Source organism: Blautia caccae (genome assembly GCF_040095955.1).
GTDB classification, from domain to species: domain Bacteria; phylum Bacillota; class Clostridia; order Lachnospirales; family Lachnospiraceae; genus Blautia; species Blautia celeris.
In genome coordinates this window covers 316,713-333,424 of record NZ_JBBMFP010000002.1, presented here as the reverse complement: position 1 = coordinate 333,424, position 16,712 = coordinate 316,713, and the positions used below count along the sequence as shown (strand labels likewise).

The 16,712-nt window shown below is 49.1% G+C and carries 13 protein-coding genes; 3 read left to right on the top strand and 10 right to left on the bottom strand.

Annotated elements, in window-relative coordinates:
* Positions 1-43: 43 nt before the first annotated feature.
* Positions 44-1,393 (top strand): MATE family efflux transporter, encoded by a 1,350-nt coding sequence (locus WMO65_RS03435; protein ID WP_148391379.1) that lies wholly within the window; start codon positions 44-46, stop codon positions 1,391-1,393.
* Here WMO65_RS03435 and WMO65_RS03430 read toward each other — a convergent pair.
* The 10 genes from WMO65_RS03430 to WMO65_RS03385 all read right to left on the bottom strand — a co-directional run bounded on the left by WMO65_RS03430 (position 1,382) and on the right by WMO65_RS03385 (position 14,402).
* Positions 1,382-3,853 carry an ABC transporter permease gene (locus WMO65_RS03430; protein WP_148391380.1) on the bottom strand — a complete coding sequence of 824 codons (2,472 nt, stop codon included), beginning with the start codon at positions 3,851-3,853 and terminating at the stop codon, positions 1,382-1,384. The genes WMO65_RS03435 and WMO65_RS03430 overlap by 12 nt on opposite strands.
* Positions 3,850-4,524, bottom strand: coding sequence for an ABC transporter ATP-binding protein (locus tag WMO65_RS03425; protein ID WP_103731639.1), 675 nt, complete (start codon positions 4,522-4,524; stop codon positions 3,850-3,852). Before WMO65_RS03425 ends, WMO65_RS03430 begins: the two co-directional genes overlap by 4 nt.
* 137 nt (positions 4,525-4,661) lie before the next feature.
* Positions 4,662-5,816, bottom strand: coding sequence for a sensor histidine kinase (locus WMO65_RS03420; RefSeq protein ID WP_148391381.1), 1,155 nt, complete (start codon positions 5,814-5,816; stop codon positions 4,662-4,664).
* Positions 5,789-6,466 (bottom strand): response regulator transcription factor, encoded by a 678-nt coding sequence (locus WMO65_RS03415; protein WP_033142281.1) that lies wholly within the window; start codon positions 6,464-6,466, stop codon positions 5,789-5,791. The genes WMO65_RS03420 and WMO65_RS03415 overlap by 28 nt, the downstream gene beginning before the upstream one ends.
* A 91-nt stretch (positions 6,467-6,557) precedes the next feature.
* Positions 6,558-7,409 carry an AraC family transcriptional regulator gene (locus WMO65_RS03410; RefSeq protein WP_148391382.1) on the bottom strand — a complete coding sequence of 284 codons (852 nt, stop codon included), beginning with the start codon at positions 7,407-7,409 and terminating at the stop codon, positions 6,558-6,560.
* Positions 7,410-7,529: 120 nt separating this feature from the next.
* Positions 7,530-8,705: an ABC transporter permease gene (locus WMO65_RS03405; RefSeq protein WP_148391383.1), complete on the bottom strand. Its 1,176-nt coding sequence runs from the start codon at positions 8,703-8,705 to the stop codon at positions 7,530-7,532.
* Positions 8,702-10,336 carry a biotin/lipoyl-binding protein gene (locus tag WMO65_RS03400; protein ID WP_033142284.1) on the bottom strand — a complete coding sequence of 545 codons (1,635 nt, stop codon included), beginning with the start codon at positions 10,334-10,336 and terminating at the stop codon, positions 8,702-8,704. The genes WMO65_RS03405 and WMO65_RS03400 overlap by 4 nt, the downstream gene beginning before the upstream one ends.
* 14 nt (positions 10,337-10,350) lie before the next feature.
* A complete protein-coding gene (locus WMO65_RS03395) occupies positions 10,351-11,190 on the bottom strand; it encodes a carbohydrate ABC transporter permease (protein ID WP_033142285.1) in 840 nt (279 codons plus the stop codon).
* Positions 11,191-11,195: 5 nt separating this feature from the next.
* Positions 11,196-12,041, bottom strand: coding sequence for a carbohydrate ABC transporter permease (locus tag WMO65_RS03390; protein ID WP_148391384.1), 846 nt, complete (start codon positions 12,039-12,041; stop codon positions 11,196-11,198).
* 6 nt (positions 12,042-12,047) lie between these two features.
* Positions 12,048-14,402: an extracellular solute-binding protein gene (locus tag WMO65_RS03385; RefSeq protein ID WP_148391385.1), complete on the bottom strand. Its 2,355-nt coding sequence runs from the start codon at positions 14,400-14,402 to the stop codon at positions 12,048-12,050.
* Positions 14,403-14,589: 187 nt separating this feature from the next.
* Between WMO65_RS03385 and WMO65_RS03380 the strand changes: the two genes are divergently transcribed.
* Complete coding sequence (locus WMO65_RS03380) at positions 14,590-15,261, top strand: response regulator transcription factor (protein WP_033142288.1); 672 nt, start codon at positions 14,590-14,592, stop codon at positions 15,259-15,261.
* The gene (locus WMO65_RS03375) at positions 15,262-16,578 is read left to right on the top strand and encodes a sensor histidine kinase (protein ID WP_148391386.1); all 1,317 of its coding nucleotides are present in this window, start codon (positions 15,262-15,264) and stop codon (positions 16,576-16,578) included. It abuts the gene before it with no gap.
* Positions 16,579-16,712 lie beyond the last annotated feature (134 nt).

The following is a 16,712-nucleotide window of genomic DNA, read 5'->3' as shown; positions in this document are numbered from 1 at the left end:
TCCATCCTTTATTCTTTTTTTCGTTAAGAAAGGATGGTTAAATATGAAACAGACACCTGTATGGAAACTACTGCTTAAACTGTCACCCCCGGTGATGCTGGCTCTGCTGATCCAGTCCGTCTATAATATTGTGGACAGCTATTTTGTGGCAAAATATTCGGCGGAGGGCCTGACTGCCCTGTCTATTATTTTTCCCATTCAGCTTTTGATGACTGCTGTGGCAACCGGAACGGGAACAGGGATCAACATTCTGGTATCGCGTATGGACGGGGCCGAGGCATCAGGGGCCCAGAATGATATGATTAAGAGCGGGTTGTTTCTCGGAATTGTGAATTTTTCCGTTTTTACGGCAGTGGGCCTGCTGGGATTAGATGTTTACTGCCGTTTTTCCTCTGACCAGCCCTTAGTGCGGGCAGGGGGAATGCAGTACGGTACCATTGTTTTTCTTTTTTCCCTGGGCATGTTCGTGGAGGCAAACTGCACGAAAATACTGCAGGCCAGAGGGAATATGGTACTTCCCATGTGCGCGCAGATATTCGGCGCGCTGATCAACATAGTGCTGGACCCCCTTCTGATCTTCGGAAAGTTCGGATTTCCTGTAATGGGAATCCGGGGAGCCGCCATTGCCACAGTGATTGGCCAGTGGAGTGCCATGGCGGTGGTCCTGCTCTCTGTGCTGAGACACTGTCCGCTGAACGGCAGGTTCAGAGCCGGAAGCTGTATACAGATCTATAAAGCGGGAATGCCGGCCATTGTCATGCAGTCTCTCTACACCCTTTATATGGTGGGCCTGAACCTGATACTGAAACAGTTTACAGAGGACGCGGTCACAGTGCTGGGCATCTATTACAAGCTGCAGACCTTCTTCTTCATTCCGCTTATGGGACTGCAGCAGGTAATACTGCCTGTCATGAGCTTTAACTATGGGGCAGGGGATTTCAAGCGCGTGAAGGAGACACTGAAATGCTCCATTGCCGTTTCTGTGACCGTGATGGTCCTGGCCTGCGGCATCTTTTTGGCAGTACCGGCGGAGCTTGTGACAGTCTTTTCCGGAAAAAAAGAGATTCTGGAGATTGGCTGCACAGCGCTTCGCATTATTTCCGTCAGCTTTATTCCCGCGGCTTTTGTGATCATGCTGACAGTCTATTTCCAGGGGGTAAATATGGGAAGAGCCAGCATCAGCGTCACTGTTTTAAGGCAGATCCTTCTTCTGGTCCCCCTGGCATGGGTCTTTCATTTTCAGGGACTTTCCTATGTATGGCTGACTTTTCCCGTCACAGAGATGATTGCCCTTCTGTTCTGTGCCCGTCTGTATGTCAAATACCCGCCGGAACATATATGGGACAGGAAAGATACATACAACTGCAAGGCAGATGCCGTATCAGGCTTCTGAGAGCCGGATGCGTTCTATCATGCTCTGTTTCCTGAAGTTTTTCATGATGAGATATGTCAGCAGCAGCTGTATGGTCAGGATGACGATAATAAGGACCACTGTCTGCGCAGCGGGATAATGATAACTCAGGATACCGAACATCCGGTTCTTTTTCGCATAGAGAAAGACAAGGTATCCCAGCAGATTTCCGAATCCGAGAGACAGGAGCAGAGTTCCCGCTGTGTAAAAGATTCCTTCTAACTGCAGCATGCGCACCAACTGTTTTTCGGAAAGGCCGATGGCCTGCATGATGCCCAGCTCTCTTCTTCTCACATAGATACTGTTGACCATGGTGTTGATCAGGTTCATGATGCCCACACCGCCCAGAACGATCATGAAGACATAACAGAGCTGGGATAAGAAGCTTGTATTTTTTTCGTTATAAGCCACCTCATCCTCATAGCTTTTCAGTTCCAGAAGCTCGTTTGTTTTTATAAGGGATTTCAGTTCTTTTTCCACACTTTGGAGCCTTTTTTGATCAGCGGCTACGGACCAGTAGTAATCCATTTCAAGTCCTGCCAGTTCATGGATGACAGAGTTTGGAAGCACCAGAAAGGATAAGTGGTTCATGCCGTAGGGCATATCGGCAATGGCCGCGATCTCAAATTCTTTTGGGATCAGATTATTTCCGGAGCGGATCACAACACGGAGGGTATCACCGATTTTGGTGCCGGGTATATAACTCAGCATATTTTCATCAATCAGGATTTTATCTCCCTGCTGCAGTTCCTCATAGGTACAGGATCCCTCTTTGACGGTCTGCTGCATTTTATCGGCATATTCCTCCGGAATACCTATAATGCCGGTCTTCCAGGTCTCATCCCCATCCATCAGGTCGGGAAGCTCAACCTGAAGCAGGCTTGCTTTTGTTATTTTTTCCACACCCGGGATATTCATAACCTGTTTTTCAAAATCTCGGTTCAGAGGGTTGTTCTTACACAGGACGGACCACTCAAGCTCCGGATGCATCTTGTCCCCGGTGCGGCTGTTCACAGATATCTGAAATTCATCAAAGACACTGTCCCTGGCTATCTCCTCCGGGTCCGCGCAGGACAGTACCGTGGAGATGACCATGAAAAGAATGCCTGTGAGGCTCAGGGTGACAATGGTCATAACCGTTCGTTTTTTATTTCTGGATAGATTGGCTCCGGTCAGGCGGAACAGGGTCATTTCCGGGCAGCCTCTGCGGAGCTTTTTCTTTGTTTTCATACTGCCGTCGTAGCGCATGGCCTCCACAGGAGAAATCCTGGCAGCGATCTGCATGGGGCGGATCAGTGCGCATACCACGGTGAGCAGGGAGACGGCTGCTGCCATGACGTATATCCACGGCTTCAAAAGAGTGACTTCATGGTTTTCAATCAGCTCTATGACTACAGGACGCAGCGGGTTTTCGGTGCCATATGCAGATAGGAGAAAACGATACCCGATACTGGCTGCAATACTTCCGGCGATCAGGCCCAGGGGAATGGCAATACAGGAAGTCAGCATTCCCTCCCGAAAGACAATCTGACGAATCTGCCGTTTGGTGGCTCCCAGCGCTTTTAGCTTTCCGAATTCCTGTACCTTGTAGATCATGGTGATATAGTAGAGGCTGTAAATGGTCATGATACCGGCCAGGATAACAATGAGCATAATACCCGCAATGCCCGCGTATAAAGACGGGTCTCTGTAGTTGGCAGAAAGGTAAATAGAGTTATCTGCAATATCTGCCTCGCTAATCCCCATCTCCAGGGCAATCTGCTTATAAATATCTTTGATCTCGTCTGTAGTCATGCTTTCAGCACCCGCTACCCGAAGCATGACTCTGTATCTGCGGACAGACTCCGGCTGTTCCTGCTCCACAAAGTCCCTGGTGACCATGGCGGAATAGATTCCGGAATCATCGCTGTCCTTTTGGGTGGGAAGCAGGCCGGTGATGACAAATTCCTGCTTTTTCTCATATCCGACGCCATCTGCCTCCACGGGCTGATAGGGAAGCTCTATGGTATCCCCTATGCCTGCTGTGATTCCCATTGCTTTTAACAGGCCGTTTGAAACAGCAATTTCATTTCCGTTTTTCGGAAAATTCCCTTCCTCCAGTTTTGTTTTATTGAGCTTCCGGGCTGTGTCATCCATGTACACCATCCATCCGGTCCCATCCGGGACGGGAATCATGGCGGGGTCCTGTCGAAGTCCTGCGGTTTCCACTTCTGCGCGGTGGGAAATCGCCTCCGCGGTATCAGGCTTCACGTTGCGGTACATCACATGAAAGGTGGGATATACCTTGTTGGCAGCCGCCATGTCAATTTCTACAGTTCCAAGGCCAATCGCTGGAATGACAAAGATGAGAAGCGTGGTCAGAAGGATGGCTATGCCTGCCATGATATTTCTTCCCTTATTCAATTTCAGATTGGAGAATGCAGTACGGTTTATTGTGTTCATTGGCTCACCACCTTACCGTCCTCAATGACAAGGATCCTGTCAGCCATCTGGGCGATGGTCTCGTCATGGGTGATCATAACAAGCGTCTGTCCGTATTCATTTACACAGGCTTTTAAAAGGGAGATCACCTCCAGCTCTGTTCTGGAGTCCAGGTTGCCGGTGGGCTCATCTGCCAGTATAATGGCAGGTTTGGAGGCAAGGGCACGGGCAATGGCAACCCTCTGCTGCTGCCCTCCGGAGAGGGTGCTGGGAAGGGATTTCAGCTTGTCTGTGATCCCGATGCGCTCTGTTAGGTTCCTGACAAAGGTCTGGTCAACCTTCTTTTTATCAAGCCCCATGGGAAGAACAATATTTTCCCAGACATTTAGGGAGGGAATCAGATTATAATTCTGAAAAATAAATCCGATCTTTCTTCTTCTGAAGACAGCCAGCTCCTCATCTTTCAGTTCAAAAACGTTTTTGCCCTCTATCCGTACCTTTCCGCTGTCCGGGCGGTCCAGAGCGCCCAGCATGTGGAGCAGGGTACTCTTTCCCGAACCGGAGCGTCCCACGATGGCAGTGAACTCTCCGCGCTGTATGTCCATGGTGGTATGGTCTATGGCTTTCACCAGATTTTCCCCGCTGCCGTAATATTTGCATAAGTCTTCTGTTTCCAATAGCATTGTTTTCATAGGGGTTCTCCTTGTCTTATCTGTTATTTTATCTTATTGTCTTTATTGTACCTGTGTATTCTTACAAAAGGATTTCAAGAAGAATAACAGATTTGTAAGAAATGTGAAACGTATTCGCCCATGCAAAAAGCTGCCCTTTAGGACAGCCTGTGACTGGTTTTGGGATATGTGATTTGAAATATACATCCCTCCCTGCCGCTTTTTACACAGATGCTCCCACCCTGTTCTTCCAGAATCTTTCTGGTTAGATACAGCCCCACACCGGAGCCGTCTGTCTCCTGGACAGCAGAGGATCTGCCCCTGTAAAAGCGTTTGAATATCTGGTTTCTCTCCTCTTTCGGGATTCCTATGCCCTGGTCTTCGATTTCGATGAGATAATAACTGACCATGGGTTCCACCCGGATCTCCACTGCGGTATTCGGCGCGGAGTATTTTACGGCGTTGTCAAGTATGTTCACCAGTGCCTCCTGGGTCCAGCGGGGGTCCTGCAGGACATTCTCATCCTCAAATTCACTGACGGAAATGGCGATATTTTTCCGGTAAGCTTTCATGTAGACACTGCTGACAGCACCCTGAAGCGTCTTTTTCAGGCTTTCATATACAGGCTCCAGGCGGATCATGTTGGTTTCCAGCCGGGATAATTGTATAAGGGATTTTGTCAGGTTCTCCAGCTTGAACACCTCATTTTTCCCCTGCATGAGGAAAGAATGCTGCTCTTCTTTCGTAAATCTGCTGGTATCCGCGATCTCATAGCACATTTTCAGGGAGGCAAGGGGTGTCTTCAGCTGATGGGAAATGTCTGTGACCAGTGTCTTTGTCTCCGCAGCCTCCCGTTCAATCCTGGATTTTAAAAGGCTGTTCTCCTGCGTAAGCTGGACAGCTTTGTCTTCCAGCTCGAAGAGTTTAAGCTCCGTCCGGTTTTGCAGCTTTTTCTGGTGTAAAATAAGAAATGCCAGCAGAAGGACGAAAAAGGAGGCAGCCAGTAACAATACAGGCAGAAAAGAGGCAACCGCAGGGGATATGACCGCGTATCTTCCGCTGTAACCATATGCAGCTTCTGCTGTCTGTCCGGCAGCAAGGGCCTGTTCGCGGTCAATCTCCTCTTTTCCTTCCACTGCGCTGACATAACCGCCTTCTGTAGTGGGTTTTGTGAGAAGAAGTCTTCCCAGAAGTTCCTGGTTTTCCATGTGCACCGTGTCTATCCATCGGACAGCTGTGTATAAAGTGCCGGACAGAAGCAGAACCAGCAGGCCCAGAAACACCATTATTCTTTTGTTACGTCCTTTGTCCATATGTATCCCATCCCTCTTACATTCTGTACAGCGTCTATCTCCAGCTTTGCTTTCAGGCGGCTTATATTGACCGGTACGGTATTGTCATCCACGAACTGGCCGTCAATATCCCATACCGCCTCCGCAATCTGTTCCTTTGAAAAAATCTGCTGGGGATTTTCCAGAAAGAAGATCAAAAGCTGCAGTTCTTTTTTGCTGAGTGACAGAGGCTCTCCGCCTTTCCAGACTTTCATTTCCTTAAGGGATACGCGGATGTCACTGCATTTTAAAGTGGAGGTCTTTTCTGTACCGACCCGTTTCATCAGCGCGTGAACTTTGGATACGAGGACCATCAGACTGAAAGGTTTGGTGATGTAGTCATCCGCCCCCATGTCATAGCCGGTCACTATATCAATCTCCTGGTCAAGCGCGGTCAGGAAGATAATATAAACATTGCTCTTTTCTCTTATTTTCCGGCAGAAATCAAGTCCGCTGCCCTCACTCAGGTTGATGTCACTGATAATCAGGTGGACCTCATTTTTTTCAAACAGGTCTTCCGCCCCGGAAGCGGTGAACGCAGACAGGACGCGAAAACCCTCTTTTTCCAGACGCATGGAAATCCCCCGGTTCAGGTTCCTGTCATCTTCCAGAAGTAATATGGTCTTTTTCAAGGGAATTCTCCTTTTTCATTTGATAGTCTGATTATAGTGTACTTTCTGCCGGATTGTCAAATGAAAGGCAGCAGCCCGGAAAACAGTATGTTCACGCTTTTTTTACAATCGGTATCCAGACCTCGTACAGGGCGTTCTGCGGGTCCTGGTTTAAGTAGACTTCTATGTCCGGCCTGTCTGCGTATTCATACCCGGAGGTGGGAAGCCATTCTGTGACGATCCGCTGCTCCAGCTCTTGAATGGACAAATGGGTGCCGGAACCGGAGAAAATCGCCCAGGCGGAAGCCGGAACCTCATATTCCTCCAGATCCTCAGCTGTCGGAAGACTGCTGGCAACCGCAATAAAATATTTCCATTTTTCTTGGTCATTGCAGGCACTGACACCTAAGAGGCCCATGGGCTGCCGGTTCATCATGGCTGCCAGTTTCGGTATGGTGCCGTCGGCTGCCGCTTTGCCCCACATCCCGGGAACGATTTCAAAATTCTTTTCCACTTCCCTGTACATGGGCTGCGAAATGCCTACAATACGGAAGGCTTCCTTTTCTTCAATCCGATAATTCAACTCTTCCACTCCCTTTATGGTGATCGTAAAGCTGATGGGAGGATAAGATTTCAGGCAGATGCCCGCTTTTTTGGCTGCGGAGGGTGTGATGCCGTGTACATTTTGAAAGGCGCGGTTAAAGGCAGTGGGGGAAGCATAGCCGTATTTCAGGGCAATGTCCATGATTTTCGCATCGCTTCTCTGCAGGTCCGCGGCAGCCAGGGACATGCGTCTGCGGCGTATGTACTCTGAAAGGGGGATTCCTGCCATGTAGGTAAACATTCTCTGAAAGTGATAGGTGGAACAGCAGGCTATTTTCGCTGCCTGCTCATAATCGGTTTCCTCTTTGATATGTTCTTCCAGATAGCTGATGGCTTTATTGAGACGTTCGATCCAATCCATTTGTTATAGGCTCCTTTTTTTCATTATAATTGTCTCTGATTTTAATGTATTTTCTGTTGGGCTTCCTCTCCTTTTGTGCACAAAAAAGAGAGGTAATTTCAGTATAATGGAAAAACAGGTTTAGGACAATGGCGGTTTCTTCCAATGCGGCGGGGACTGGATACCGATATTCGTTTTCAGATATGTAAGCCACAGGCAGAACGGAAAAAACAGCCAGAGAATCCGTTCCTGTATAAGTGCGCTGCTGTTCTGTCCGTGCAGAATACAAAAAGAAAAGGAGAGCAGCAAAAAGAATCCTGTCATCATAAGAAGAGATGAAAGCTTTCTAAGCCGGAGGCTGCGCAGGAAAAAATATCCCGGCAAAACAGAAAAAATACTGAACGATCCGGAGATGAAAGCGGATGTAAAATAAGAAAGCTCCATCCCGCTTTTTTCGGCTTTAAAAAGCAGAGCAATCTCCCCGGCCTTTTGTTCTGCCGTCTCTGCCCAGAAAGCAAAATCGGACCATTGGGAGGGAAGCATATCTCCCGGAATCCGGATGCGGATATCTAAAATCCAGATACATGCCGCTGCACTCAGAATACCGACCAAAAGGGGAAAGAGACCGTCCGCCTTCCTGAATATGCCGGACAGGAGATAGAGCAGGAAAAACGCGGCAGTGATACGAAGCAGTGCCTCCGAAAAAATCCCGTACAGATGCAGAGGAAGCAGAGTACCCTGTATTCCCGTACTGCCTGAAAACCGGCGGACAGCCTCCTGCCTGCTTTCCTTTCCGGTAATGTGAAGTGTAACACGGTTCATGACAGCCTTTGTATCCCTGTCCGCCTGTATGAGGGCAGTGCCGCTGCTGCCGGGGAGAACTCCCAGAATTTCATATGGTCTTCCGTCGATCATCAGGCTCTTCCCCTGTATCTTTGTACTTCCGAAGAGAAGCCCGGACAGTTTTTCATCGATCATGCAGCCGCCGGTATCTGTCACTTCCAGTGTACGGCTGCCCGGCAGAATAAGGCCGGAGCTGCCTGCTGCTGTGATGAGGCCGGCATTGGCCTTTCTGTTCAAATCGGGTGCGGCAACCTGCACATTTTCAGATTCTCCCCAGAGGGTAAAAGACAAATCACCATCCCGGCTGTCACGGGACAGGGAAAGAGCCTGGTTCCCGTCTATCCGGTTTTCTGTCTGTATGACACAGGTGGTTTCATCTGCCTTTATGGTTCCATAGAACAGCGCCTGGGCAAGACATATGAAACAGACGGCTCCCAGCAGAAGCTGTTTCATATGCCCCTTTTTCCCCCTCATTCTTCCTCCGGGCGTATGCGGTCGCCTGCCTTCACGGTCTTTTGGGAGGAGAGAATGATCTGGCTGTCTGCGTCTAATCCATCCGCCTTCAGAGCTGCCATGGTATTATTTTTCTCCAGAACCTCCACATTGATGCGGACAGCAGTGAGCTCATTTCCCAGAATATTTTCCGTTTCCTGTACGGTGAGGACAAAATACTGGTTGTCCTCCATGCGCAGTGCTTCCAGAGGAACTACGCAGGGATAGACAGCCGAGTTCATTTCTGCATAAAGCACAGCGCTTTCATCTGCGTCAAATTCGCCTTTTTCTATATCTGCCGTGATATCTGTCAGGTCAGGATTTTCTTTATTCTCAGTAATGGATTGGATGGTGAGGCCCTCCGCCGTTTTTTTACCGTCAGCGGATTTTAAAGTGACCGCATCTCCGTCTGTGATGATTTCTGCCTGTTCCTTTGGGATGGAAGCCGTATATCTGTATCCGGAAGATAAATCCGCCAGGGTGACGGAACTTCCCTCTCCCGTTGCGCTGCCGGCTTCCACATGGACTTTTCTTACGATTCCCTCTGCGGGGGAAAGAATCTGTCCGCCTGCTTTTTGAAGGGCGGTGTATTTGTCCAGTTCCGTCTGCAGTGTTTTCATCTCCATCTCCGTGGTCTTCGGTGTACTGTCGGGTACGGTGGGTTTCCGGGTGTCCTCCATCTTTCTCTGGGCATCAGCAAGTCCTTCCTCTCTCAGCCTGAGAGCGTCCTCATAGGCGTTTTCAGCCTGTGTGCAGGCATCAGCAAGCACCTGGCGCTGTTCGCCCGCAGACTGGTTTTCCAGGGCTTCTTGGGACGCCTGCCAGGTTTCCAGGGCTTCATCGGCTGACGTGCAGGCATCTCTTGCAGACTGTACCGCGTTTTCGGCCTCCTCTGCGTCCTTTTCCAGTGCTGCCAGAATCTCTTGGGGCTTTTGCTCCGTTTTTGCCTGCTCTAAGAGCGCTTTTTTCTGGTCTGCGTCTGCCTCCGCCTGTTCCAGGAGCTGATGCTTTTCATCGCTGGCCTGTATAAGCGCCTCTTCCACAGAATCGGGAAGGTTCTCCTGCTCGCCGCTGCTTTGACTGTCAAATTCCTCCAGCCGGTTCTGCGCTTCTGCCAGGGCCTCATAAGCCTGCTGAACTTTGGCATCCAGGCTTTCTTTTGTTCTGCTGTAATCTTCCTCTGCCCTGCTTTGCTCCGTATTCTTATTTTGCTGTTCCAGACGGCTTTTTTCCCTGCTGTCCTTAAGGCTCAGCTTTAATTTCTCCAGTTCCCGGTTTTTTAACAGGATCTTTTCTTCCAGATCCTCCATGTCCACTTCAAAGAGTACGTCCTGTTCAGAGACATGGTCTCCTTCACTGACAAGCACCTTTTTTACGCGGATGCCGGGTACGGTATTGACTGCCTGCTGCTGTTTCTCCTTCACGGTCCCTGTGGCAGTCACTTTGTATTTTAGGGCTGTCTTTTGCGGCGCGGTACATGTGACTCTGGGGGTTATGATGTTGGCTGCTGCCCGCGACAGAACCGTGAGCAAAGCCATGACCACCAGAAATGCGCCCAGAGCCTTCCCGGCTTTTTTCTGAATATCAGGTAATTGTTTTTTGTTATGAATCATGGTGTCTATCCTCTCTACTCTTTGACCGCTGCTGCAACAATCCCCTGTTCCAGATAATCCTGCCCGCACAAAAAAACCATCAGGGCAGGGAGCAGGGTTACCACAGATGCTGCAAAGGAAATTCCCGCGCGCTCCGGACTGATATTGGGCAGATACAGGGAAAGCGGCCAGAGTTTTTTACTTTTTAAGAAGGTCAGGGGCTGTTCGATCAGATTCCAGGATTCCAGAAATCCCAGTACAACGGCAGACACAATGCCTGAGGAACCAAGGGGAATGCCTAAATGCAGAAAAATGTCCCTCTCCCCCGCCCCGTCTATCCTTGCCGCGTCCATGAGCGCCTGCGGAATCCCACAGAAAAAGCGGTACATGATAAACACGGGGAAGGTAGAGAAAGCACCCGGAAGAATTACCGCCGGAAGCGTGTCTGTGAGCTGCATTTCGGAGAGGACCAGATAGCTGGAAAGCATGGTGACCTGGAAGGGCATCATCATGAGCAGTATGTATAAAGTAAACAGCAGCTTTTTGAAAGGGAATGCATATCTGGCAAATCCCCAGGCAGCCGGAACTCCGGCCAGTAACTGTCCGGCCAGGATTCCGGCAGTGAGTGCGGCAGAATTCCAGAACATATGAAAAAATTCCGGGGAGTCCAGCAGAAGCTGCACATAATGCCTGAGGGTAGGGGTGAGGGGAAGAAGGCTCCATGACATAGGCTGTTCTCCAAGCGACAGGGCTGCCCCCAGGTGATTTTGTAATTCCCCGGTTCCCATCAGAGAACCGGTAAAAAGAAAGAAAATAGGATAACAGACAGCGGCTCCTAAAAGAAGCAGCAGAAATCCCGCTATTTTTTTGCTCATTTTATTCACTCCTCCAGATCCCAGGAACGCTTAAGCAGAGAGACAAGCCCGAAGATGACAAGAACCATCAGCACAGCCGCTGCTGCCAGCTTATCAAAATCCATTTCCCGGAACCAGTTATTGAACAGATGCTGCAGGAGATACATACTCTCATCAGGATAATCCCCTGCAGCCAGGTATCCCTCCCGGAACACCTTGAAAGAATTCAAAAATGACAGAACTGTGATGGTATAGAGGACCGGCTTCAGGCTGGGAAGGGTGATTTTAAAGAAGCAGGTCCACTCTCCTGCCCCGTCAACCCTGGCAGCCTCATACAGATTGTATGGAATACCGGACAGTCCTGCCATCCACAGCACGATATCATACCCCAGGTTCTTCCAGATATAACTGAACACCAGCACCCAGAAAGCATATCCGGAATTCATCCAGTCCACTGCCTCATGGCCTGTACTGACAGCCAGAAGGCTGAGAAACCCGTCTTCGTGAAAGGTCACTCTCCAGAGCAGGACCACAGATGCCACCGGAACAGCCATGGGAAGCAGAAATGCTGATTTTAAAAGGCTGCCCAGTCTTTTCAGCCGCTGCAGAAATACACTGATAAAGAGTGACATGCAGATAAGAAGCGGAATGCAGATACTGGTGAAGCGCAGGGTATTTTTGACTGCCAGCCGAAAGGCCGGAGTCCGGAACAAGATACGGTAATTGTCCAGACCCGTCCATGTCCTTGTGACCGCATTCTGGAAGGAACGTAGTGTTACATCCAGAAAAGGGATGAGGACAAAGATACAGACTCCGGCAAGGCTGGGCAGTAGGAACAAAATTCCTGTTAAGGCATGTTTTCTTCTACCCATAGGATATCACTCCGCCAGGTAGAGATTGATCTTTTTCAGAATGGCATCCACAGTATCGGAAACGGACACCTCCCCGGAAAGGCATTTTACCCCTTCTGCCATGACGGTTCTGTTTATGATCTCATCTGTGACTGCAGGCGTTTTCAGTGTTTTTATCATTTCCTTGAGTGCGTCGTAATCCTCCTGGGCAGGTGGGATCATTTCCAGATCAAGTACACTACCATCCACATCACTTTCCATATGTGTCATCCCCAGAGGGAAATTGGAGGGAAGTGTAAGCCTGCCATCAAAAGCCGTCCGGCTCACCGGCCAGGAAGCCGCAGCAGAACTGTACTGCCCCTCTGTCAGAAGAAAGCTTACAAATTCTCTGGCAGTCTCTTCGCTGCCGGTCTTGGAACTGATCCCAACAGGTGACAACGGAATAAATACGTTTTCCGACTGACCCGGCGTGCTTTTATATCCGCCGCTTCCGAAATATTTTGCCATGGAGAGGATATGAGAAAGCCCCTCTGCACTCATGAAGTTGCCTATGGTCATATGGGAATCCGTATACCCCATCTCAATGGTATTGAGCTGTGCGCTTGTCATAAAGGGAGACAGTTCAAATGGCTGGGATTCTGTGTCGGAGTATTCCATACTGTCCGGCGCATTCTGGGCGTCTGCTATCTTTTTTGCGTTTTCAAAAAACGCTGTCAGTCTTTCTTCATCCAGCGTTCCGTCCTCTGCCATCCAGGATGGGGAAGAAGAAGGAATCAGAGTCAGTAAAAGTGTGGAATTCGTCATACTTCCCAGAACATGGCTGACCTCCGGACGGTTTTCCCTGTCCGCTTCCGCTGCCTCTGCCAGCTCTTCCAGACTGCCGATCCGGTCCAGCACGGACTGTTCACCTACGAGGACCGGTATGGAAAAACCGGTGGGCACTGCGCGGAGTGCGCCGTCTTTTTTGTAAGCGTTTACAATATTGTCAAAGAATTTTTCCTTCTGATCTGCTTTTTCCACCAGGTCCCCAATATCCATGAGCAGCCCTTTTTCTATGTAGGAAGAAATGGGCAGGCCGTCCAGGATCAGCACATCCGGTCCCTCGCCGGCCATGATATTCGTATTCAGTGTCTTCAGCGCGTCGGATCTAGTCACAGCATCCTTTCCTGTCATGCCGGTTTCATACTCCACCATCACATCAGAGTGCCGGCCCTGAAAGGCTGTGATGGACTGGCGGATATTCGGGCTGTCATACAGCGAATACACGGTGATGGTATGCTCCGGCTGAAGAGATGCCTCGGTATCGAACATATAGCGGAACAGGCGTCCCTGCTCATTCATATAATAGGGGATGAAAATGGTTCCGTCCGTCAGGGCAGCGGATATGTCGGCAGAAAACGAATTGCTGTTCATCTGTCCCATGGAGCCATTGAAAATTTTCTCTATGGCAGTTCCGTCTGTTTTGTAGCGGTAAATACCGGACTGGCTGACAAAATACAGGGATTTGCCGTCAGCACCCGGCAGTATGGAGAAATCCATGGATCCTTCCTGCAGGAAACTGCTGAGGGCCTCCTGCTCTCCCTCGGGTTCCTGTGTCTGCAGATCGTATGATATGACTTTTATATTTTCATATTTGAGAGAGCCATCATCCAGAACACGGATATCACTGGAAAATTCAAAAAGCCTGTCACCCACACAGGCGTACATGGCCATCCCCTGGATTTCCTGTCCCTCTGCTGTCTCCTGGCCATAAGTGTGTTTCAGCGAAAAGGTTTCACCGTCCAGTTGATAAACATTTGTGTCATCCATACACAGAACATCACCGGAATCTGTAAAAACGGCATTTCTCACTATATTGACACTGCCTGAGTCTTCAATGGACGTCTGGGGAAGTTCCGGGTCAACTGTGCGTACGCTTCCGTCCGCTGTCACCATCTTATACCGGCGCTGCTCACTTCCCATACCGTAAAAGATATCACCTTTGCCGGAGATAGCAAAAAATGCGGATCTGTCTTGGGATGCCAGATCATCCCTCAGTTCCTGAGGCGTTTCCGCCCAGGAGACCCAGCTTTCCCCCTTGTCGTCAGAGTCAAAGATCCCGTTGGCAGAAGCTATTCTCAAACTGCCGTCTTCCAGCCCCTTCATTGCCAGAAGCAGGTCATCGAGAAAAGGCGCGTCTGCGCTGTTTGAATCTGCAGGTTTTAAAATATCTGTGTCGTGGAGCTTTATTTCCTGTTCCGTATATCTGCCTTTTGCGGCGCTTTGGCTGCCTGTATCCTTCTCTTTCTCATCCTGCGCTTTCCCGCATGATGCAAGCGTAAATACGAGGCAGAGGGAAAGCACGGCAAGAATCCGTTGTGTCCATCTCTTTTTTTGGTTCATTTCATCTATCCTTTCTCTCAATACTCCCTTGTAAGACCGGTCTTTTTACATGAATCAGTATAGCATAGCAAACCTCTACGTTACATCTATTCAATCTCTAATTTACCTCTAAATTACTGGAAATAGTGTCGAATGTTTCTATAAAATGTTATACTGACCAGAGCAGATATGAAAGGGGATATATATTATGCGGATTCTGATCATTGAGGACGATATACAGCTGTGCCAGACACTGGCCTATCGGCTGAAAAAAGAAGGAATTCATGCGGATCACTGCCATGACGGCGCAGAAGGACTGATGGCTGCAAGAGAAAATGCCCATGATCTTATATTACTGGACCGTATGCTGCCGTCTCTCTCCGGGACGGAAGTGCTCAGCCTCCTTAGAAAAGAGGGAAACAGCACGCCGGTGATACTGGTCACAGCTCTTGGGGAAGTGAAGGAGCGTGTGCAGGGGCTGGACTGTGGCGCAGACGATTATCTGGTCAAACCGATTGCGTTTGAGGAGCTGATGGCCCGGATACGGAGCATTGGACGAAGGCCGAGGAAGATGGACAGTGGAATGGAGCTGCATTATCTGGATTTATCTTTTGATATCCGCTCAAAGGTTCTCTCCTGCGGGGAAAATACCTGCAGGCTGTCGCGCACAGAAGGGGATTTGATGGAAGTTTTTCTGAAAAATCCCGGGCAGGTGCTGGCAAGAAAGAATATTGTCACAAAGGTATGGGGAATTGACACGGAAATTGAGGACGGCAATCTTGACAATTTTATTCATTTCCTGAGAAGAAGGCTGAAATCTGTGGGAAGCAGCCTGTCCATCCGGACCATTCGCGGCGTGGGCTACAGTCTGGAGGAATAGATGTATAAAAAACTCCGAAGAAAAATGACCCTGTTCTGTACAGCGGTCACCGGGATCATTCTTCTGGCTATGACATTTGCCGGGCTTCTGGCTTTTAAAAACCTGCTTGAGGCCAATGACGCGGCAGTGCATGACAAGGATATCAATTCTGTGCTGACTTATCTGGAAAACGGGGGCATGATCGATTATGAAAAGATCAGTGCAGTGGCAGACCCGCGTTTCTACACAATAGTTCTGTATGAAAACGGTGTGAGCTATACTTACAGTCCAGAAAAAGAAAAACAGAAGCTGATGAAAAAGGTGATTCAGAGGGCAGAGAATACCTACGGATTTGACGTGTATGATCCGCCTGCAGGCAGAGGAAAAGAAAAACCCCTGGAATTTTCCATGAAAATAAATCATACAGAACATATGATAACGTTTGCGACAGTACCCTACCGGCACGGTACTTTCTGTGTCGCGGTCTCCTATGCAAGAGAGACACTGAATCATCAGATTTGGTACCTGTACCTTGTTTTTGCCGTCATAGATCTGACGGCCCTGGTACTTCTGCTTCTCTTTTCCTGGTTTTACACAGGCCGTATGCTGTCTCCTATTGAAAATAACAGAACAAAGCAGATGCAGTTTGTGGCATCTGCCTCCCATGAACTCCGTTCCCCGCTGGCTGTGATGCTGTCCAGCGCAGACGCCATGGCTGTGGCTGATGAGGAGGACAGACCCGGGTTTCACGAAATGATAAAGGCAGAGGGACAGAGAATGTCCCGGCTGGTGAATGATATGCTTTCTCTTGCAAGTGCGGACAATCAGTCCTGGTCCATGCATTTTGAAAAGGTTTCTCTGGATACCCTGTTCTCAGAAGTATATGGGAGGTATCATATGCTGGCAAAGAAAAAGGGTCTTAAGCTTCACATCAGCCTTCCGGAATGTGAGGAGAATCCAATAGTCCTCTGTGACGGGCAGCGTCTGGAGCAGGTACTGGACATACTGCTGGACAATGCTGTCAGTTATACACCGCAAGGCGGAACGATTTTGCTGGGATATGAAAAGGATGGGACAAAGTGGAAGTTCTTTGTGGCGGACAGCGGCCCCGGAATCCCGGACAAATGGAAGGAACGGATTTTTGACCGTTTCTTCAGAGGGGATGCCTCAAGAAAAGAGAAAAAGCATTTTGGCCTTGGCCTCAGTATTGCAGGGGAGATTGTCAGGCTTCATAAAGGGAAAATCTGGGTGGAGGACAGAAAAGGAGGAGGGAGTGTTTTTTATTTTACGGTTCCGGGATACAGAAATGGTTCAGAAAAAGCAGATGGTTTACTATAAATATATTATGTAAACTATATTGTGCTTATATAGGTAAGCGTCACGGCAGCGAGTATTTGATGATTAAAAAAACACACTGGAGAATTGTCACGGAAATCTCCAATGTGTTTTTTGTTTATATGAATAGAGATATG